The sequence below is a fragment of the Streptomyces sp. NPDC045678 genome, from assembly GCF_056432085.1.
Window position 1 is genome coordinate 54738 of sequence record NZ_JBWKJS010000013.1, and the last position, 16393, is coordinate 71130.

30 protein-coding genes are annotated in these 16393 nt (G+C 71.1%); 13 read left to right on the top strand and 17 right to left on the bottom strand.

What is annotated here, in order from left to right; translation table 11 throughout:
- Nucleotides 1-102 precede the first annotated feature (102 nt).
- The 8 genes from AC07DO_RS36000 (at nucleotide 103) to AC07DO_RS36035 (ending at nucleotide 3729) form a co-directional block, all read left to right on the top strand.
- Nucleotides 103-453: a hypothetical protein gene (locus tag AC07DO_RS36000; RefSeq protein WP_479066026.1), complete on the top strand. Its 351-nt coding sequence runs from the start codon at nucleotides 103-105 to the stop codon at nucleotides 451-453.
- A 75-nt stretch (nucleotides 454-528) separates the two neighbouring features.
- Complete coding sequence (locus AC07DO_RS36005; protein WP_479066028.1) at nucleotides 529-1863, top strand: hypothetical protein; 1335 nt, start codon at nucleotides 529-531, stop codon at nucleotides 1861-1863.
- Nucleotides 1860-2021, top strand: coding sequence for a hypothetical protein (locus AC07DO_RS36010; protein WP_479066030.1), 162 nt, complete (start codon nucleotides 1860-1862; stop codon nucleotides 2019-2021). Before AC07DO_RS36005 ends, AC07DO_RS36010 begins: the two co-directional genes overlap by 4 nt.
- Nucleotides 2022-2078: 57 nt before the next feature.
- On the top strand, nucleotides 2079-2309 hold the full coding sequence (locus AC07DO_RS36015; protein ID WP_479066032.1) for a hypothetical protein: 231 nt from the start codon (nucleotides 2079-2081) through the stop codon (nucleotides 2307-2309).
- Nucleotides 2306-2620 (top strand): hypothetical protein, encoded by a 315-nt coding sequence (locus AC07DO_RS36020; protein WP_479066034.1) that lies wholly within the window; start codon nucleotides 2306-2308, stop codon nucleotides 2618-2620. Before AC07DO_RS36015 ends, AC07DO_RS36020 begins: the two co-directional genes overlap by 4 nt.
- A complete protein-coding gene (locus AC07DO_RS36025) occupies nucleotides 2617-2808 on the top strand; it encodes a hypothetical protein (protein ID WP_479066036.1) in 192 nt (63 codons plus the stop codon). Before AC07DO_RS36020 ends, AC07DO_RS36025 begins: the two co-directional genes overlap by 4 nt.
- A 46-nt stretch (nucleotides 2809-2854) precedes the next feature.
- Nucleotides 2855-3313 (top strand): hypothetical protein, encoded by a 459-nt coding sequence (locus tag AC07DO_RS36030; protein ID WP_479066038.1) that lies wholly within the window; start codon nucleotides 2855-2857, stop codon nucleotides 3311-3313.
- A gap of 89 nt (nucleotides 3314-3402) precedes the next feature.
- Nucleotides 3403-3729 carry a hypothetical protein gene (locus AC07DO_RS36035; RefSeq protein ID WP_479066040.1) on the top strand — a complete coding sequence of 109 codons (327 nt, stop codon included), beginning with the start codon at nucleotides 3403-3405 and terminating at the stop codon, nucleotides 3727-3729.
- A 3-nt stretch (nucleotides 3730-3732) separates the two neighbouring features.
- Here AC07DO_RS36035 and AC07DO_RS36040 read toward each other — a convergent pair whose 3' ends face one another.
- Nucleotides 3733-4779, bottom strand: coding sequence for a hypothetical protein (locus AC07DO_RS36040; protein ID WP_479066042.1), 1047 nt, complete (start codon nucleotides 4777-4779; stop codon nucleotides 3733-3735).
- 328 nt (nucleotides 4780-5107) lie between these two features.
- On the opposite strand from AC07DO_RS36040, the gene AC07DO_RS36045 reads away from it, so the two are divergent.
- The 5 genes from AC07DO_RS36045 (at nucleotide 5108) to AC07DO_RS36065 (ending at nucleotide 7182) form a co-directional block, all read left to right on the top strand.
- Nucleotides 5108-5332: a hypothetical protein gene (locus tag AC07DO_RS36045; RefSeq protein ID WP_479066044.1), complete on the top strand. Its 225-nt coding sequence runs from the start codon at nucleotides 5108-5110 to the stop codon at nucleotides 5330-5332.
- 116 nt (nucleotides 5333-5448) lie between these two features.
- On the top strand, nucleotides 5449-5934 hold the full coding sequence (locus tag AC07DO_RS36050) for a hypothetical protein (RefSeq protein ID WP_479066046.1): 486 nt from the start codon (nucleotides 5449-5451) through the stop codon (nucleotides 5932-5934).
- Entirely contained in the window at nucleotides 5934-6506 is a 573-nt protein-coding gene (locus AC07DO_RS36055; RefSeq protein ID WP_479066048.1) for a hypothetical protein, read from the top strand. Before AC07DO_RS36050 ends, AC07DO_RS36055 begins: the two co-directional genes overlap by 1 nt.
- Nucleotides 6506-6781, top strand: coding sequence for a hypothetical protein (locus AC07DO_RS36060; RefSeq protein ID WP_479066050.1), 276 nt, complete (start codon nucleotides 6506-6508; stop codon nucleotides 6779-6781). Before AC07DO_RS36055 ends, AC07DO_RS36060 begins: the two co-directional genes overlap by 1 nt.
- Entirely contained in the window at nucleotides 6778-7182 is a 405-nt protein-coding gene (locus tag AC07DO_RS36065; RefSeq protein WP_479066052.1) for a DUF7352 domain-containing protein, read from the top strand. Before AC07DO_RS36060 ends, AC07DO_RS36065 begins: the two co-directional genes overlap by 4 nt.
- 154 nt (nucleotides 7183-7336) lie before the next feature.
- Here the strand turns inward: AC07DO_RS36065 and AC07DO_RS36070 are convergent, their stop codons facing one another.
- The 16 genes from AC07DO_RS36070 to ssb form a co-directional block, all read right to left on the bottom strand.
- On the bottom strand, nucleotides 7337-7519 hold the full coding sequence (locus AC07DO_RS36070; RefSeq protein WP_479066054.1) for a hypothetical protein: 183 nt from the start codon (nucleotides 7517-7519) through the stop codon (nucleotides 7337-7339).
- 167 nt (nucleotides 7520-7686) lie between these two features.
- Complete coding sequence (locus tag AC07DO_RS36075) at nucleotides 7687-8553, bottom strand: ATP-dependent DNA ligase (protein ID WP_479066056.1); 867 nt, start codon at nucleotides 8551-8553, stop codon at nucleotides 7687-7689.
- Between the two features lie 2 nt (nucleotides 8554-8555).
- A complete protein-coding gene (locus tag AC07DO_RS36080) occupies nucleotides 8556-8768 on the bottom strand; it encodes a hypothetical protein (protein ID WP_479066058.1) in 213 nt (70 codons plus the stop codon).
- 74 nt (nucleotides 8769-8842) lie between these two features.
- Nucleotides 8843-9181, bottom strand: coding sequence for a DUF6233 domain-containing protein (locus tag AC07DO_RS36085; protein WP_479066060.1), 339 nt, complete (start codon nucleotides 9179-9181; stop codon nucleotides 8843-8845).
- 167 nt (nucleotides 9182-9348) lie between these two features.
- The gene (locus AC07DO_RS36090; RefSeq protein ID WP_479066062.1) at nucleotides 9349-9786 is read right to left on the bottom strand and encodes a hypothetical protein; all 438 of its coding nucleotides are present in this window, start codon (nucleotides 9784-9786) and stop codon (nucleotides 9349-9351) included.
- 79 nt (nucleotides 9787-9865) lie between these two features.
- Nucleotides 9866-10510 carry a nuclease-related domain-containing protein gene (locus tag AC07DO_RS36095; protein WP_479066064.1) on the bottom strand — a complete coding sequence of 215 codons (645 nt, stop codon included), beginning with the start codon at nucleotides 10508-10510 and terminating at the stop codon, nucleotides 9866-9868.
- Nucleotides 10507-10962, bottom strand: a complete 456-nt coding sequence (locus AC07DO_RS36100; RefSeq protein ID WP_479066066.1) for a hypothetical protein — start codon at nucleotides 10960-10962, stop codon at nucleotides 10507-10509. The genes AC07DO_RS36095 and AC07DO_RS36100 overlap by 4 nt, the downstream gene beginning before the upstream one ends.
- A complete protein-coding gene (locus AC07DO_RS36105; RefSeq protein WP_479066069.1) occupies nucleotides 10959-11819 on the bottom strand; it encodes a hypothetical protein in 861 nt (286 codons plus the stop codon). Before AC07DO_RS36105 ends, AC07DO_RS36100 begins: the two co-directional genes overlap by 4 nt.
- A gap of 196 nt (nucleotides 11820-12015) precedes the next feature.
- On the bottom strand, nucleotides 12016-12249 hold the full coding sequence (locus AC07DO_RS36110; RefSeq protein WP_479066071.1) for a hypothetical protein: 234 nt from the start codon (nucleotides 12247-12249) through the stop codon (nucleotides 12016-12018).
- Nucleotides 12250-12315: 66 nt separating this feature from the next.
- Nucleotides 12316-12846 carry a helix-turn-helix domain-containing protein gene (locus AC07DO_RS36115; RefSeq protein ID WP_479066073.1) on the bottom strand — a complete coding sequence of 177 codons (531 nt, stop codon included), beginning with the start codon at nucleotides 12844-12846 and terminating at the stop codon, nucleotides 12316-12318.
- The gene (locus tag AC07DO_RS36120; RefSeq protein WP_479066074.1) at nucleotides 12843-13412 is read right to left on the bottom strand and encodes a DUF1643 domain-containing protein; all 570 of its coding nucleotides are present in this window, start codon (nucleotides 13410-13412) and stop codon (nucleotides 12843-12845) included. Before AC07DO_RS36120 ends, AC07DO_RS36115 begins: the two co-directional genes overlap by 4 nt.
- Nucleotides 13409-13789: a hypothetical protein gene (locus tag AC07DO_RS36125; protein ID WP_479066076.1), complete on the bottom strand. Its 381-nt coding sequence runs from the start codon at nucleotides 13787-13789 to the stop codon at nucleotides 13409-13411. Before AC07DO_RS36125 ends, AC07DO_RS36120 begins: the two co-directional genes overlap by 4 nt.
- A 2-nt stretch (nucleotides 13790-13791) precedes the next feature.
- A complete protein-coding gene (locus AC07DO_RS36130; protein ID WP_479066078.1) occupies nucleotides 13792-13989 on the bottom strand; it encodes a hypothetical protein in 198 nt (65 codons plus the stop codon).
- A complete protein-coding gene (locus AC07DO_RS36135; protein WP_479066080.1) occupies nucleotides 13986-14525 on the bottom strand; it encodes a hypothetical protein in 540 nt (179 codons plus the stop codon). The genes AC07DO_RS36130 and AC07DO_RS36135 overlap by 4 nt, the downstream gene beginning before the upstream one ends.
- A 52-nt stretch (nucleotides 14526-14577) precedes the next feature.
- Nucleotides 14578-15462: a hypothetical protein gene (locus AC07DO_RS36140; protein WP_479066082.1), complete on the bottom strand. Its 885-nt coding sequence runs from the start codon at nucleotides 15460-15462 to the stop codon at nucleotides 14578-14580.
- Nucleotides 15463-15894: 432 nt separating this feature from the next.
- Nucleotides 15895-16389, bottom strand: coding sequence for a single-stranded DNA-binding protein (gene ssb, locus AC07DO_RS36145; protein WP_479066084.1), 495 nt, complete (start codon nucleotides 16387-16389; stop codon nucleotides 15895-15897).
- Nucleotides 16390-16393 lie beyond the last annotated feature (4 nt).

Below are 16393 nucleotides of genomic sequence, written 5' to 3' on the forward strand. Positions count from 1 at the left end.
CAAGCGCCCGGAGCACCACAGGCATTACGGCCTGGCCATCGAACAGCGCGACCGGGACGTCCTCCGGACCTGCGCCACTAACCACTGATTAGGAGCAGCACCGTGACCACCCGACTCGCACAAGCAATCACCGTCCACATGGCCTGGCGTGAGGACGACGACGCCTGGGATGGCTTCGCCCTCTACCTCGACGAGGACACAGCCAAGGCGGCCACAGCCGACCACTGGGAGTCCTACGAGTACGGCGACTTCGACGAGAACGACGCGCGCCGCCGCCCGCTCCTGACCTGGGAGACCGGCTTCGACCGCTGGAACCTCCTCGAAGACGGCCGCGACACCGGCGTCCGCGTCAACGCGATGCCAGTACAGCGTGCGGCCAGCACCCGCGAGATCCAGGCGCAGGACGCCCTCACCGCCGCGCAGGAAGCCGCGCGGACAACCCCCGCCCCGTGACCGCCTGTGTGCAGCGCCCGGGGCGTATCCGGGCGCTGCACCCTCCGACCCTCCCAGAACCGACCGGAGATGACCATGAGTGAGATCGACTACGAAGCGCACTACGAGCCCGCCCCGCCCGTTGACCGGTACCGGTTGGCGTGGCAGAACGCCCGAGCGCGGGCCCGCTTCCTGTCCGGCGAGTTGACCCGCCGCGCCCCGCTCCTCGGCGAGTACGCGGTCGAGAACACGAAGCTGCACCAGTGGCATGACGAAGATCGGACCGCGCTCAGGGAGATGCGGGTCACGATCGAGCGGCTGCGCAAGGAGCGTGACGGGTTCCGGGATCAGCGGAACGCCGTGTTCGCGGACAACGAGCAGCTGCTGGCCCGGATCGAGGAGGGCACCGAGGCGCGGCTGCGGGCTGAGAACGAGGTCCGCGCAGCATCCCACCACCCCGCCGCGCCGTCTGCGCCCGCCGACACCGACCTCCGCGAGCGCCTCTGGGAGATCGCCAACCGTCTGGCCGCCCACGCGAAGGGCTTCGGGGACGTGCTCGACGAGTCCGACCGTGGGCCGTGGGGGCGGCTGGTCGGCGGCGACATCGACGAGCTGCGAGCCGTCCTGGCCGCCTTCCCCGAGCCCCGCCGCCCGTTCGATGCGCAGGCCGGACTGCAACGCCTCGCCGACGCGGTGGAGCGCGGGGAGCTGGCGGACGCGACCCTGGAGGCTACCGACGGGGGCACATGCCCCGACCCGATCGAGTGCGGACACGAGGCTGCCCTCGGACAAGCACGAGAGACGAACCGCCGCCTCAACTATCGCGCCCAGCAGCTGGACTCTGAGGTGGCCGTGTACCGGCGTGCCGTCGGCCAGTGGGAGGTCAGCGAGCGCGGCACGTACATCCCGCACTCCAGCCTTCGCGCGATCGGCCTCGCATCCGGCAAGGACATCCTCGGAAGCGTCCGGCACCTGAGGCGCTTCGAGCGCATCGAGCGGGCCGAGGCTGCAGTGCAGGCGGTCCGCGACTTCCTCGACCAGGACCAGGCTGGACTGTGCTGCTCGCATGTCGTGGGGCAGCTGCGGGCGCTCCTTGGCCCTGGTGGAGCGTCTGCCGGGCGTGCGCCTGCCACTGACCGGGCCGAGTTCCGCCGCATGGCCGACGAGGCGCAGCAGGTCGAGCTGTGGGATGCGCCCGACGCCCGCCCGGGGACTACCGACTACACGCTGCAGCAGCGACACAGGCAGGCCGACGAGGGTCAGCCTGCCGAGACCGTGCACGGCTGCCCGCCCGACGGCTCCGGCCTCACCCCCTGCTGCGGCCGAACACCTTTCGAGTTGCCGCTCACGGACCGGATCAGCAGCGAGGCACCCACCACCTGCCCCGGAGCCGTCGAGGCGCGGCAGGCCCAGGCGGGGGAGGGGCGATGACCGGCTACCTGCCACCCGTCGGCGGCTCCAAGCATCAGTACTTCCCGCCAGAGGACGAGTGCGTCGACGCAGACGGCAACTCCTGGCCCGAGCACGACTACCCGCCCGTCGGCCAAGGCAACGAGTGCCGTCGATGCGGCGCCGAAGCCGACGACTGAAGCCCAAGGGGCGGCGGTGTCCGGCCACCGCCCCGTCGCGAACCGCAAGGAGCATCGATGCCTCTCCGCAAGCCTGTACCCGAGCCGACCCCCGAACAGGTCGAGCTGATCATGAATCGACTTCTCGGAGCCACGAAAGCCCGCGAACAGCAGACGCTGTTCCGTATCGGCAAGCGCGCCGGATTCTTCTGGACCCACCGCGGCTGCCCGTACCCCAAAGGCGTCAACCCTCTCACCGGGGACCTCTGCATCCACTGCGGGGCACCCAAGCCGAAGGCGAAGCCGTGACCGCCCGGCAGCCGGTCCGCTGGATGCCCGACGACCGCTCCGCGCAAGCTCTCGCTGAGCAGCGGTCCGTCGCCCTGGACTACCTCGAGTCCCTCGTCGGTCGCGCGATCACCGAGACGGACCAGTTGCGGCTGCTCCAGATCCTCGACGACGGCCGCCAGCAGGGCCCGCTCTGCGGCAACACCCTGACGCACGACGGCCATACGTACCCGCCTTGCGCCCGACCCTCCGGCCACATCGAGGCCTACTGCCGCGACGCCAAACGGACCAGCTACTTCATCGCCGCCGAGACTGTCAGGAGCCACCCGTGACCGCCGAGCACACGACCCCGGCCCGCCGTCCGCAGGCCCGCAAGTACGTCAACGCCGCAGCCGGGGAACTGTTGGCCCGCTGCTTCCCCGGCATGATCCCCGCCCTCGTCATTGAGGAAGCCCTCCGGGAGAAAGCCGCCCGCGAAGGACGGCTTTCGCTCAAACCCCAGTCCAGGAGGCAGTCGTGACCAGTCCGGGCCCCCACCCCGCCCTCAACCCCAAGCATCCCGAACCGTGACCGACGCCGAGGCGCTCGATAAGGCGCAGCGCCGCGGCGACCTCTGGAAACGGATGGAAGAGACGACGCGAGCCGACCGGGACCGCACCAACAAGGCCCTGCAGCAGGCCGAGCAGCGGGCCAACGCCCTCGAAGCCGTCCTCACCCGCATCAGGCAGATGACCGACGCCTGGGAGCAGCGCCTGCCCAACACGATCGCCACCGCGACGGCCGTCGACGCCATCCGCACCGCACTGGAACGCGCAGACGCCGCGCCACCGCTGGACCACCGTCAGATCCTCGACCGGGCCATCGCGCACCTGCGCTCCGTGCAAGTCCAGTGCACCGGCCTCACCGGGCCCGTCTGGTACGGCTCCGGCTGGAAGGACGCCATCACCGAGTTCGAGGAATACGCCGACCGCACGGGCCCGCGGACTACGTCCGCCGCAGCCGCATCGACACCCGAGGAGGCCTGACCATGGTGATGATCAACGGGCGGGAGTACTGGAGGCCCCGAACCCACACCCTCAACGGCTACGCCCTGCCTCGACGAGTAGGAGCAGCCATGCCCGACAACCGACGCTTCGATCAGGACCCCGACGCTCTCGCGTGGGCACGGGCCAAGGTGCAGGCCTACATCGACCGTCTCACCGTCTTCGAGCAGCGGGCCAAGGCCGAAGGGGACTTGCGTGCCGCGACGGGCTGCGCCGTATCCCGTCTGCTGGCGCAGCGACACTTCCTCGGCGACGGCGGATGCACCATCGGCGCCTTTGGTGAGCGTCTGCCCAAGTGGTCCATGCGCATCGACTCTGCGCTGCCTGCCCCTGTGGATCAGGCCGTACGGCGCGACCATTCCCTGTGTGGGGTTCGTCCCTGCTCGGACTGTCGGTGAGGTTCAGGCCGCCGAGTCTTCCGCCCCCGCCGGGCTGTCGGCGGGGGCGCCGTCGTCGACGCGCTGGTCCACCGACTGCGCCCACTGGTAGATCAGTTCGTTCATGGTGCTGACCTGCCACAGCGCTTTCAGCCCGGCGATCTCCTCGGCGAGTTTCCGCTCCGATACGCCGATCTTGCGGGCGATGGTCGCCTGCGACATGCCGTTGCACAGGTAGCGCATGATCTGCCGCTGGCGCCGTGTGGTGCGCGCGCCCTCCACCGACGACGAGCCGATCGTGTCCCGCCCGTCCCCGCGCCGCGCCCGCAGCTCCCCGGACCACGGCCGTGCCCACATCCACTGCGTGTCGAACACGCGGGCCAGCACGGCGACGGATGCAGGGTCGGTGATGAGCCACGCGGCGTGCGGCGGGGACCCAGCGACAATGTGGTCCTCGACGACCGCGTACTCCCGGTCGACCAGGATCATCCGCTCGAAGCTGCCGGCCAGCGTCCGGTACTGCGCGGACCGTCCGGCGGCCCGCCCCGACATGGCGCGCGCGTACTGGGCGGTCACCGGGTGGTCGCGGACGGTGTCGCGGTACAGGGTGCGCATCTCCACCCCGCGGTCCAGGGCGACGCTGTCGCGGGCCATGGCCTTGTCGAGGAGCATCTGGTCGCGGGGCCCGCCGGGTTGCGCGGCGAGGACTTCGCGGCGGGCGCCGCCGACGACGTCCTGGAGGCGGGCGTTCACGGCGGCCTGGTCGTCGAGGTAGATGGAGGCGCCGCCGGAGGCGCGCAGCTGCACGGCCTCGTAGTGGTGGGTGAGCTCCGCCGACAGGGCGGGCAGGTTCTTGAGGAGGGCGACCTGGGCTTCGGCGGCGGCGAGGACTTCGTCGGTGCGGCGCTGCAGGGCGTGCTGAGGGTCGCGGACGCCGGGGACTCCGCCGGGCTGGTCCTCGAGGGTGATGAGGCCCCAGGTGAGGAGTTCGTCCTGCGCGCCGGGATGCGCGGCGCGAATCTCCTCGACCTGTTCGGTATTTCGGATTGCGCATGCGCCGTAAAGCCGCAAAGCGGCCTCCGACAATTCACTACCGCCACCGTACGCACCAGGTATGGCCAAAGCTCGTGATCCCCCGTCAACGCGCTTAGATCAACTGCGGATTGCCGCACCGCGAACAACCGCACGAACAACTCATTGAGAATGCAAACAGCCTACGCCAGCCTGGTCACGGGGCGTCCCCCGACGCTCGTACCTTCACGTCCTCCCCAACCCCAACGCCTCTACTGCCAGGTAACTAAAGCCGCCGGGAAAAGGGTCGCAGCAGGACACGAAGGCACGACAACCGGGGCGACGCCCCCTCATCATTTCCACCCACACCAAGCAAATGGGGATCACCATGAAGCCACTGCGCCGCATCCTCACCGTCCTCACCCTCCCCGCCGCCGCCCTCACCCTCGCCCTCACCGCGGCGGGCCCCGCAGGCGCCGACACCACGCCCACCACCAGCACCACACCCGCCGACGAACACACCGACGACTCCTGGTGGGGCACCCCGCCCAACACCCCCGCCCCGGCCCCCACGCAGCCCCCTGCCGCCCCCATGGACTCCTGGTGGGGCTAACCCCCGCCAGCACCTAGACCGGCCCGGCAGCCGCGCCCCCGGCAACGCTGCCGGGCCTCCTGCTGCCCGGGCGCCCCGGGGGGAACAACTCCCCAACCGCGCGGGACCGTAGACGCATGGCCCCCACCGAAGACTCCACCGTCACAGACCTCCGTCGCGAACTCGCTAAAGCCGAAGACACCCTCATCGCCTGCCTCCTCCACCTCTCCCGCCACGCCGAGATGAACGCCGCCCTCCACTGCTCCGAGCGCGTCATGTACTCGCCGCTGCACGCCAAGGTCGAAGCCACCATCGACGGCATCGCGCACGCCCGCAGGCGCACCGACGAGCCCGCAGAGAGCACGTTCGCGCGGTCCCTCGCGGCCACCCAGGGACTCGTCAAGGTCCTCACCGACCTCGACCGCTGCCAGCACGGCCGCCACCAGGGCGACGCGTGCGGTCCGGCAGACGACTGCACCGGCACCTCGGCAGGGAACCCGCTTCTACGCCCTGGCCAGGTCATCGGATACGGCCTACGCGGCGACCCCATCGTCATGCCTGACCGCGAACACAAGCACGACCCCACCGCCTGGCGCCGACAGCCCGCCCAGGATGGTGCCTGATGGCCGGCAGCCTCACCCCGCCCGCCGCTGAAGGCCTCCCCATCAGCAAGAACAACCTGCCCTGCACTCCACCCTCCGATTACGAGTTCGCCAGCGTCCAGGGCGGAAGGCCGGGCAGCCCCGGCGTGACCCTGATCCCGAACGACGACAGCGGCCCCGTGGTCGTACGGCGCCGCGTCACATACGGCGACTGGGAACCCGTCCGCCCCGACCACTGGGCCCACGAACCCGAACCCTCAGGGGACACGTGCCGTCCCGTGGAGGTCGATGGGGAAGCAATCCGGGTCCTTGGCCAGGAGAGCCTGTCCGCTGAAGGCCACCAGGCCCTGTCCGCCATCGTGCGCGCGGCGAAGGCCAAGTTCACGGAGGAGGCGCCCGAGCGAATCGGAGCGCTGCAGCAGCGGCTCCGCCTCGCCCACAGGGCTCGCCGTGCGAAGGAGCATCAACTGGACGACGTCCGGCGGGCCCTCTGCGACGCCGGGCTCATGGAAGACGACGCCCCGTACGGACACGCCGACCTGGCCGACGTCATCCGGCAAGCAGGCGAAGAACTCCGTGAGGACGGCACCTGATGGCCACGCTCGGCCCCACCGAAGAGCAACGCCAGGCGCTCTGCGCGTGGCTGACCGCCAACAACATCGACCCGAACACGGTGCCCCTGCACACCGACCTGTCCATCACCGAGACGGGCGGGCAGCGGCTCATCGAGTACACCGAGTACGTCCGAGACGAAAAGACCGGCAACGTCCTCGCCGACGGCCAGGGCTACGCCCGCATGCGGGGCCGCCGCGTTCCGTGCATCGAAGAGCCGCCCGCCTGGCTGAACATCCCCGAAGGGTCCTCATGACCGAGCCTGCCGTCATCCGCCACACCGAACTCCTCCTCGACGAGAAGCCCCACGGCCTCGACCTCACCGGCGACATCCTCCACGTCGCCGTCCGCCGGTCCCGCGCCGTCGACATCTGGTACCAGCCGCGCCCCGAGAGCGTGCAGCACATGCGGCGCAGCTTCCAGGGCTTCGCCAGCGAGCAGTCCATCCCCGCGCACTTCGGGACCACCGTCTCCCCCGCGGGCACCGCCATCCAGCCGGAGTCGGCACTGGTGTGGCACGTCCTGGAGAACCACTGCCCACACCCGGCCGTCGATCCCGATCCGGCGCCCGAGGAGCCGGCCACCGAGACAGGGGCCTGTGAGGTGTGCGGCGTCGCCATGCAGGGGGACGGCCAAGGCGGCTGGATCCCCGTCTGACCCACCTGCCGGAACCCGCCCCTCGGCGGCCGTACGGCTGGCAGAGTAGCGGCAGATCCCGGTGTGACGGCGCGGCCGGCTCCACCGGCCGCGAACCCCGGAGCAGTGGCCCGGCCTTCTCCCGTGAAGAGGCCGGGCCACACCGCTGCCCGGGTCAGGCAGGCTGGGGCAGCTCGCCGGGCTTCGCTTCCGACACCACCACGTCCGTGCACTTCGCCGCGACGAGCCGCTTCTTGCGGTCCTCCGTGCTGCCCTTGTCGTAGCTGACCGCCGAGCCCCGCTTCACTCCGTCGGTGTCGGTCCAGGTCAGCACGTAGTTCGTCATCGTGATCGCCATGAACGCATCATCGCCGACGGCACTGACAACGCCCGCCCCGGCGCCACCGAACGGCCCGCTGTCAGTGCCGCGTGGCACCCTGGCAGGGCCCGGCGGTACCCATCCCCGAAGACGATGCTGCCGCCGGGCCACCCGCCCCACCTGCCCGCCTGTCCGTACCGCGGTGATCAGCGGATCCGCGTCACGGTGACCACCGCGTGCCGGGTGGTGCCCGCGGCGACCTCCACCACGATCCCCGCGCCGTCGACGGCCGTGTACGGCTCACCGCCGACGGTCCGCGCGCGGCCGCCGGGCCCGGCCGCGGCCACGTACCGGCCGACCTCGGCGGACAGGGGCGCCGTCAGCGTCTGCGACAGGACCCGCCGCCCATCCGGCAGCTGCACCGCGACCCGGCGCGGCCGCACCGGGGATCCGGTGTAGCCGACGACGGTGACGTCCACGGTGTCGGAGTGCCTGAGCTTCTTCCAGATCCGCCCGGCCCGGTAGGTGCCCGCAGCCCTCTTGGCGACGATGCCCTCGAGGCCCTGCTCGCGCAGGTGCTCGTACCAGGCGAGCGCCACGTCGGGGTCGTCGCTCGCCGGCGTCGCCTGGATCGGCGGCGGCACCCCGTCCAGCACCTCCAGCAGGGCCGCGCGGCGCTCCGTGTACGGGCGGCCGCGCAGATCCTGCCCGTCGAGCTGGAGGCAGTCCCACGCGACGTAGTTCGCCGGGTACTCCGCCGCGAGCGCCGCCGAGCGCCCGGATGAGGAGTTGCCGCGGGACTGCGCCGCCGAGAACGACAGCTGGCCCTCCACCCACACGACCGCCTCACCGTCCAGCACGGTGCCCGGACGCAGCGCGGCCTGCCCGGCGACGGCCAGGTCCATCCACACGCTGGTGACGGTGCGCCCGGAGCGGGTGTGGCAGCGCGTCGTGTCCGCGGTGCGGTGCATCACGAGGCGATGCCCGTCGAACTTCGGCTCGTACCACCAGCCCGGGCCGCGCGGCAGCGTGGTGACAGCCTCGGCGAGCGCGACCTGGAGGGGGTACTCCACGCTCAGTGCGCCCACACGTCGGGGCCGCCGCCGCGCCACTCGATGAGCGACGAGCGGACCACGTCCATCTCGTCGTAGCTTTGCAGGCCCGCGGTCTGCATGAACGCGGCCACGTCCTGCACGGTGAAGGCGCGGCCGGAGATCTGCCCGTCGACGCGCACGCGTCGGCCGCCGTCCTCATCGGGCGGATACACGACGACAGGATGATCAGCCATGAGGCCAGCGTGACGGGGCACCGGTCCCGGCGCTCGGACAGCTCGCCCATCCGGCCGACCATCCCAGGCGCGCTCTACTCCAGCACCCGCAGCTCGACGTCAGGCTGGCAGTGCGTGCAGGCCCGGACCCCGTCGGCGAGGAGACGCCGCGCATCGTCCCGCGTCACCGGCCGGCGCCGCTTCCCCGCCGCATGGCAGTCCCCGCGGTGCACCTCGATGAGCGGCGAGCCCTGCCCGATACCGAGCTCGACGATCCAGTCCGGGGCCCGCCGTTCGCGCTCCCGGGCGGCCCGCTCCTGCTGCTCCTCCTCCCGCACCCGCGCAATCTTGCCGTCGATGCGGTCCAGCCACATGGCGTGCCACGTCCGGAGCGTCTCCAGACGTTCCAGGTCAGGCGGCAGATCATCGAGCATAAGTTCGAGTCTAGCCCCACAAAAAGAAGCGGCCCGCGATCCCCCGAAGGGAGACCGCGGGCCGCTGCACCGTTCAGAGGTCCCCCCTCACGACGGTCCTGCCACGCTACGCCCACCACCCCGATCACCGGTAGGGGCGAAAGGAACGGCCCGCGACCCGGCCGCCGTCAACCAGCTCGGAGAGCCTCGGTACGCAGAGCGCGCAGCAGGGTCAACGCGTCCTGGTTGTCTGCGTCGGTGAAGGCTTGGATCGCGTGCAGGATGGATCCGCCGATCCGTTTGGCGGTGACGAGGTCGTCGCCAGCGAGGGCGGCCTGGTGGTGCAGGGAGTCGGTCAGAAGGAAGACGATGCGCGCCATGGGATCGCCGTTGAGCTCCGCGAGGCGCTGGCCGGTCTCGTCGCGCGTCATGGTGGCCTCGATACCGAACGCGGCGACCAGGATGCGTTCGAGTGTGTGCTTCCCGTACGCGGCGAGCAGGGCCGCCAGCGGCGGCTCGTGCGCGCCGCCTGCCAGAACCCTCAGGGCGCCGTCGTCGTTCTGGACGACGGCCTCCAGCGCGGCCAGGGCCCGGAGATGTTCGTCGTTGGTCAGCTCGTCATCCATGGCATCGCAGAGTAGGCCGCGGTCTGGGGTGCGCGGAGGTACTCGGCACGAAACCACCCTCCAGTGGCGCCCGCCACCGTCACCGGTAGGGGCGCAGCACCTGATCCACCCGCGCGGTCAGCGCGGCCGCCCGCCGCGGGTCCGCCTGCCGGGGCGCCGCCGCGAGCGTCGGCACCAGCCAGTCAGGCCCCAGCACGTGCACCACCCCGTCCCAGTCCGGGGCACGGGCCTCGAGCCGGCCACCGCGGATCGGGGAGCCGTGCACGACCAGCAGCGGCCACACCACCACCCCCGGCACGGCGAGCGCCTGCCCGGTCCGGCGCGCGTACCCGGCGACCGCCTCGACCTGGCCGTGCCGGTCCTCCGTCCCGCAGTGCACCCGACCGCCGACCAGTTGCGTGGCCCGGCGGGCGTGCCACCGCTTCGTGTCGAGGACGACGACCGCTCCCCCGCACGGCGAGACCAGCACGTGGTCGAGGTTCGCGCGGGAGCGGGGTAACGCGAGGTCGTGGCGTATGTGCCAGCCGAGGGGCTCGAGTTGGGCGAGCAGCGCCGCTGTGTGCACCTCGGCCTGGGCTCCGACGTCCCGGCGGTCTGCGACGGCGTCCGCGCGCCGCGTGTGGGCGGTGACGCCCATCCACGACAGGGCCTTCCTCCACACGCCGCGCCGCGCGTGAGCCCTCGTCGCGGCCGCCCACTGCTGCGCCGACCCGCCCGCGCTCACCGGCCGTCCTCCTTCGCCCGGTCCATGGCCTCGATCAGCCGGTCCGCGTAGTCGACGGCGACACCGTGCGGGGAGCAGAAGTCCCGCATCTCCCCGGCGAACTTCCGGGCCGCCGCCACCTCGCGCTCTGCGGATTCCGCGCGGTGCCGCAGGACGTCGGGGTCGTCGCCCTCCGGCCGGTAGCCGGGAGCGAGCATCCGCTCGTACTTCGGCCGGTACGCCTCACAGCCAGGGCAGGTGGCCTCCGTCCCGTCGGGTAGCGGGCCCTGCTCCGTCGAACGCCCGCACAGCGCCAGCCCCGTCGCCCACGCCTTGAACTGCGGCAGCCACTCGTACAGGGACAGGTGCACCAGGTCCGGCTCGTCGGGCAGCTGCAGGCGGGCGACGGGGCGCAGGTAGCGACGCGAGCGGTCCAGGCCCTCCTCGTCACCGAGGTGCACGTTCACGTTCATCGCATCGCCTTCCGTAGCTTCTGGGCTTCCTCTGCCGCCTGCTGCGCGATCCGCTCCAGCTCGGCCGCATGCCGTTCGGCACGCTCCGTCGCCTCCAGCCGTGCGACGTGTCCGCGCATGAACTCGGCCAGGCCCTGCGCCGCTCCCTGCGGGTCCAACCGGTCCCGCCACGGGTATGCGCCCAGCCGCAGGTCCATCGCCTTTTCCAGCTCCTCCATCAGGTGCAGGCGCCGGGCATCGTCCGGGGCCACGACGCCCTGTTCCCTGCGAACCCTCTCCATCTGCTCACGGAAGCCCTTGACGAGCTGCTGCTCCTGCGCCCGCAGGTCTTTCACGCGCGCGGTCTCGGTGTTCTTCAGCAGCGTCAGCAGCAGGCCGACTGTCAGCTGCGGCTCGCGTTCCTGCGGCTTCACGACCGTTTTGAATCGGCGTCCGCCTCGAGGGTTCGGCACCATCAGCCCCCAGCCCGGCGGCAGTTCATCGGGCGGGGTGATGTCCACGCCCGGAGACACGATGCTGAACGTGCTGGAGTACGGCCACCACGCCTCCGCCTTCGCGGGCTGCTCCAACTCCCGCCGGAAGTCCGAGCGAGACGTCTTCAGCTCACACACGTCGATCCGCCCGGCCCCACGGGACTGCCACAGCCCGATGTGCACGGCGTCCGCGCGACGCCCGGAGGGCCCGGGAGCGGTCACCTCGGTGAGATAGACAGCCCCAGCCCCGCCCTGGCTGATGCGGTCCTCGGGCCGTATGAAGTGGGCGTGTAGCAGTCCGTTGAGCTGGGCGGTGGTCAGGTTGGTCCGGTCACCCGGGCCAGCCTTGGCGGGCTGCACGTCGAGGGCGGTCTGCGCGTTCATGCTGCTCCTTGTCGGGGGTTCCAGGTGTCGGGTCCGGGGATCGTGCGAACACGGCGTCCGCCGTGCCGGGCGGGCCAGATGCGGCCCAGGTGGGTTCGGGAGCGTGGGCACTCCGGGCTGCCGTGCTTGGACAGCCGTCCGCGGGCGGACAGGGCGACGTCGCGGCCGCAGGCGGGGCATTGGACGCGTAGTGCTTTCACCGTGGGCCTCCCTTGCGGTGCGAGTGCGCGGGCACAACAGGGGTGCGTCGGCGCTCAAGGAGCACTTCGAGGACGACGAAGACCGCGCAGCCGCTGAGGGCGACGGCGGCGATGACGGCGGGTGGCATGTCGTGGCGTCCTGTGGCCCAGGACCAGGTGGCGCCGGCGGCGGCGCCGAACGGGGCGGCGATCAGCAGGGCGAGGAGGGTGGAGCGGTGTCTGTGGAGCATGAGCCCTCCCAGGGCGGGCAGTTACTGATACGTACGGGTGCGACCTGCGGAAACGCGAGAGATCGATCAGGCCGAAGGGGACAAAACCCGGCTCGGCAAGAGGTCTCGCTTGCGGGCGATGCGGCAGGCGGCCGCCCTGCGCTGCCCCACCGGAAGATGGGCAACATCGAGCAGCCGGTAGACCTCCGAGAGACGAGCGCCGACGCTTTCACGCGACACGCGCAGGCGGGCAGCTGCCTCGGCGAGCGTCCCGCCAGCCTCGACAGCCTCCAGGACAGCGGCCTGCCGCTCGGTCAGCGTCTTCTCACCTCGCCACTCGGGCTTCTGCCACTGGCTGGAGAGGAGATGCTCCAAGGGCAGGCCCATGGCCCAGCTGACCGCCACACAGGTCCGCAGCGACGGGTGGCCCATCTCCGCCCTCTCGACCTGGGCTCTGCTCAGGCCACAGCGTGCGCCGAGTTGTTCTGCTGTCCAACCGCGGGCCTGTCGTTCGGCGCGGACACGGTCACCCAGGTCTGCCAGCACCTCGCTCCAGTCCGGGAGGAGAACGGGCCCGCCACCTTCCGGTGACGGGCCCACCTGCACCGGGGCGCTCACGCCCCATGCTCCGGCAGATAGGCGACCAGCTGCGTACCCGCGGGCACGTACAGCGGATGGCCCGGCTGCCCCGTCGACGTCAGACGCAGCGCCTTCAACGGCACGTCCGCCATCTGCAGAACGCGCGCCATCTCCTCCCCGCGGCCCGCGAGGACACCGCCGGCGCCCCACGCCGCGACCACGAGGTCCGACATGTCCACCGCGCGCATCACGAACATCGCGTTGTACCGCCCCACCGGATCCGGGTGCTGACGCAGCTTCTCCGGATTGGTGGAACACAGGGCGAACAGATTCACGACGATCGCCCCGCCCTTGCCCCACGCCTTCGCGAAGCCGACTATTCGCCGGATCGTCGGGTCGTCCTGGTCGGCGGACGCAGTGGACGGGTTGAGCATGATGAACACCGCGGGCGGCGTGGCCGGGTCCCAGATACGGGTGAGCAGGTACCGGTAGGTGCGGGCCGGGCTGTCGAACACGGCGGCCGCGATCCCGCCGACGAGGTCGGTTTGCTGCTCGACGTGGACGTCGAGGTCCGTATCCGGCGGCATCAAGGTCGGGACGCTCACTGGCCACCACCCTGCCGCGCCGACAGATAGGCCTGCCGCTTCGCCGCGACCCGCTCACCCAGACCGCCGGGGCGAGCCAGGAAGCGGCCTCCTGCGCCTTCGATGGCGTCGATGGCCGCCCAGATCACCCTCTCGTACTGCAGCGCCTCCGGCCCTGCCGTCCAGTCCGCAACATCCCCCAGAGCAGCAGCCGCGGCCTCTGCCTGCTTGCGTTCCTCGAACTCGCCGAGGGCGTTGGCGGAACCCTGGTGCGTGAGCCGCCACTCATCTCCGAAGATGCCCCGGTCGTGGACGACGAGGCCAGGCGTGGCGGTGCTGTGAGCAGTGACTGTCATGGTCGCTCCGGCGCCGCAGTCCAACGTGATGCTGTCGGTCATGGTCAGGACTCCTTGATGTCAGGGAACAGGGCCTGCGCACGCCCGTGGGGGCAAGCCGGGTCGGTGGCGAACCATCCGTGGGCCTGGCAGTAGCCGTGGTGGTCGAAACAGCATTCGTCCGGGTCGGCGAGGTCCCGGATGAGCCCCTGAAGGTCCTCACGTCCTCCGGGAGGCTGGGCGGGGCGCACGGGGTGCTTCACGCGGCGTTCTCCTTGCGGGTCTTGGAGCTGCGGGTGAAGGGAAGGCGCCCGGACGGTGTGTTCTCGGGCTTCGGGCGGGGTTCGGCGAGGAGCGCGTCCGCGGTCTTGAGGCTCATCCCGACCGGGGCCGGCATCGGCGCGGGCTCTGGGACGGTCTGTGGTTCGGGGGCCCACAGCTGCACCCACTGGTCGTCCACCAGCCACAGGCAGGAGACGCGTCCCAGGTCGTCAACCTCGGCGAGGTCGAGGAAGGGGCGCGGCTGGTCCTCGGGGACGGGCGGGAAGCGACGGAAGTTGACGAACTCGCGGATCCGGTTGAGCGCGTTCGGGCAGTTGACGCGGGCGGTGTGCAGGAGCCGGCCGTCGGCTGCGGTGGTCGTCTGCCAGTCGACGAGCGCACCGAACGCGGGGGTGCTGAGGAACCACGCCTGCCAGGCGCGGAAGGCGATGCCCTGCACCGGGGACAGGGTCTGCACCGCAGTCGGGGCGGTCTGTGTGGTCTTCAGGCCCTGGTCGGGGCCGAACAGGATGGTCATGAGGCCTTCTTCGGGTTGAGGGTGCAGGGCGTAGGCGGGCCGGAGAGGGGCGTCAACGGACGCTGTAGGCCTCGGAGCCGTGCTGGACGTGGCCGGTGCCGTGGCAGGTGGAGCAGGCGGTGACACTGGCGTCACGGACGATGGACAGCCAGAATTCGACCTGCTTTTCCCAGGCGTGCAGCGCCGCCTCGTAGTTGTCGGCGGTCACGTCGGCGGGAACAGGCAGGTTCAGGGAGCGGGTGACGGTCTCGCGGACCGTCCGGCCGGTCTTCAGCGGCTTGCCGGTGCGGCGGCTGAGGTCGGCCACCCAGCGCGTCATCGGCTTGTCGAAGCCGACCTCGACGACGACATGGAGGCCGGTGTAGCCGTGGTAGCCGTCGAAGCAGTGCCGGATGCCCGGCATGGCCTCGATGGTCTCGTGCAGGTGGCTGCGCAGACCGGGGATACGGCCGGGGAACAGATGCAGGTACTCGGGGCGTCCTACCAGGGCCTGCGGCAGGGTCGCGATCCACTGCCGCTCGTCGGGGGACGGCGGCTCACGGCCCTCCAAGACCATGACGGGCCCCTCATACACGTGCTCCAGGACGGGCTGCTCCTCGTGGATGCTCGTGTACAGCTCCCACAGGTTCTCTTCGCGGTCGCGGCGTTCGTTCCAGGCGTCCACGGTGAGGGTGGCCGGGTAGCGGACGGACTCCGCGGCCGGGTCAGTGAGCCGGTAGCCGACGGTCTTCGCGTGGGGCTGCGCCGTCATCGTGAGGCGCGTCGCCTCAGCGTTAGTGGCCCACCATCCGCCGTGCAGGGCTTCCATGGGCTGGCCGTCGGCGAATGTCCCGGTGACAGTGGCGCGGGAGCCGAAGCCGGGCGTACCGAAGGTGTCGGGTGTGGGCAGGTGATACAGCCAGCGGCCGTCGGGATGCTTGAGGGCGTACACGGTCACGAGAAGGCCTTTCAGCCGCTTCGGAAGGGTGGGTGCGAGGGGGCCGCCGCCCGTCCCGTGCCGGGGAGTGGGGCGGGCGGCGGCTAGGCCGGCCAGCAGGGGTCTGGCCGGTGCCGCACCCAGGGGGGCGGGTGCGGCGGGCGGTCTCCCCGTGGAGGGGTGGAGAGACCGGGCTGGAGGGGCCTACTGGCCGTAGTGGTCGGACGGGTCGTCGGGCTCGCCCTGGCGGGTCATGCAGTTCGCTTCGTGCAGGGTGTCGCCGGGTTGGGCGCCGCAGTCGCAGTTCATGGAGCCCCCTGGGTGGGTGGTGCGTTGTCGGCTCCACCACTCTAACCCTTAAACCATTGTCAACACAATGAGTTTCGCGGGATTGCGGGCACACAAAGAGGGGCCCGGCCCACAGCCAGACCCCTCAACACCCCCACCACCAGCTCAAAACGGCGGATCCTCCGACTCCCAGCCCCCCGCCGCGCCCTGCCCCGCCTGCTGCGCCCCACTCCCCCACGCAGGAGCCGGCCCCTGCCGCGCCTGCTCATACGCCTGCCGCCCACCACCGCCCGCGCCGCCGGCCACCTTCGACACCTTCGCCGTCGCATACCTCAACGACGGACCAATCGAATCGATCAACAAGGCAGGCCCCGACCGCTTCTCCCCCTGCCTCGTCTCCCACCGCTCCGTACGCAGCCTCCCGGACACCACCACCTCCATCCCCTTGTCCAACGACTCCGCGATGTTCTCCGCAGCCTGCTCGAACGCAGTCCCGTCGATGAAGAAGCTGTCGCCGTCCACCCAGTCCCCCGTCGCCGGGTCCTTGCGGCGCGCGTTGAACGCGAGGCGCACCTTCACCACCGCCTTGCCCTGCGGGCTGAACCGCAACTCCGGCGCATCGATCAGCCGGGCCGTGCCGTGCATCGTCGGCAAACTCATGCCG

What these genes read in the sequence shown, in the direction of transcription:
- AC07DO_RS36005 (WP_479066028.1), top strand. Translation starts at nt 529, where the DNA reads ATGAGTGAGATCGACTACGAAGCGCACTACGAGCCCGCCCCGCCCGTT.
- AC07DO_RS36010 (WP_479066030.1), top strand. Translation starts at nt 1,860, where the DNA reads ATGACCGGCTACCTGCCACCCGTCGGCGGCTCCAAGCATCAGTACTTC.
- AC07DO_RS36015 (WP_479066032.1), top strand. Translation starts at nt 2,079, where the DNA reads ATGCCTCTCCGCAAGCCTGTACCCGAGCCGACCCCCGAACAGGTCGAG.
- AC07DO_RS36035 (WP_479066040.1), top strand. Translation starts at nt 3,403, where the DNA reads ATGCCCGACAACCGACGCTTCGATCAGGACCCCGACGCTCTCGCGTGG.
- AC07DO_RS36045 (WP_479066044.1), top strand. Translation starts at nt 5,108, where the DNA reads ATGAAGCCACTGCGCCGCATCCTCACCGTCCTCACCCTCCCCGCCGCC.
- AC07DO_RS36050 (WP_479066046.1), top strand. Translation starts at nt 5,449, where the DNA reads ATGGCCCCCACCGAAGACTCCACCGTCACAGACCTCCGTCGCGAACTC.
- AC07DO_RS36055 (WP_479066048.1), top strand. Translation starts at nt 5,934, where the DNA reads ATGGCCGGCAGCCTCACCCCGCCCGCCGCTGAAGGCCTCCCCATCAGC.
- AC07DO_RS36060 (WP_479066050.1), top strand. Translation starts at nt 6,506, where the DNA reads ATGGCCACGCTCGGCCCCACCGAAGAGCAACGCCAGGCGCTCTGCGCG.
- AC07DO_RS36065 (WP_479066052.1), top strand. Translation starts at nt 6,778, where the DNA reads ATGACCGAGCCTGCCGTCATCCGCCACACCGAACTCCTCCTCGACGAG.
- AC07DO_RS36070 (WP_479066054.1), bottom strand. Translation starts at nt 7,519, where the DNA reads ATGGCGATCACGATGACGAACTACGTGCTGACCTGGACCGACACCGAC.
- AC07DO_RS36080 (WP_479066058.1), bottom strand. Translation starts at nt 8,768, where the DNA reads ATGGCTGATCATCCTGTCGTCGTGTATCCGCCCGATGAGGACGGCGGC.
- AC07DO_RS36085 (WP_479066060.1), bottom strand. Translation starts at nt 9,181, where the DNA reads ATGCTCGATGATCTGCCGCCTGACCTGGAACGTCTGGAGACGCTCCGG.
- AC07DO_RS36090 (WP_479066062.1), bottom strand. Translation starts at nt 9,786, where the DNA reads ATGGATGACGAGCTGACCAACGACGAACATCTCCGGGCCCTGGCCGCG.
- AC07DO_RS36100 (WP_479066066.1), bottom strand. Translation starts at nt 10,962, where the DNA reads ATGAACGTGAACGTGCACCTCGGTGACGAGGAGGGCCTGGACCGCTCG.
- AC07DO_RS36105 (WP_479066069.1), bottom strand. Translation starts at nt 11,819, where the DNA reads ATGAACGCGCAGACCGCCCTCGACGTGCAGCCCGCCAAGGCTGGCCCG.
- AC07DO_RS36110 (WP_479066071.1), bottom strand. Translation starts at nt 12,249, where the DNA reads ATGCTCCACAGACACCGCTCCACCCTCCTCGCCCTGCTGATCGCCGCC.
- AC07DO_RS36125 (WP_479066076.1), bottom strand. Translation starts at nt 13,789, where the DNA reads ATGACCGACAGCATCACGTTGGACTGCGGCGCCGGAGCGACCATGACA.
- AC07DO_RS36135 (WP_479066080.1), bottom strand. Translation starts at nt 14,525, where the DNA reads ATGACCATCCTGTTCGGCCCCGACCAGGGCCTGAAGACCACACAGACC.
- ssb (WP_479066084.1), bottom strand. Translation starts at nt 16,389, where the DNA reads ATGAGTTTGCCGACGATGCACGGCACGGCCCGGCTGATCGATGCGCCG.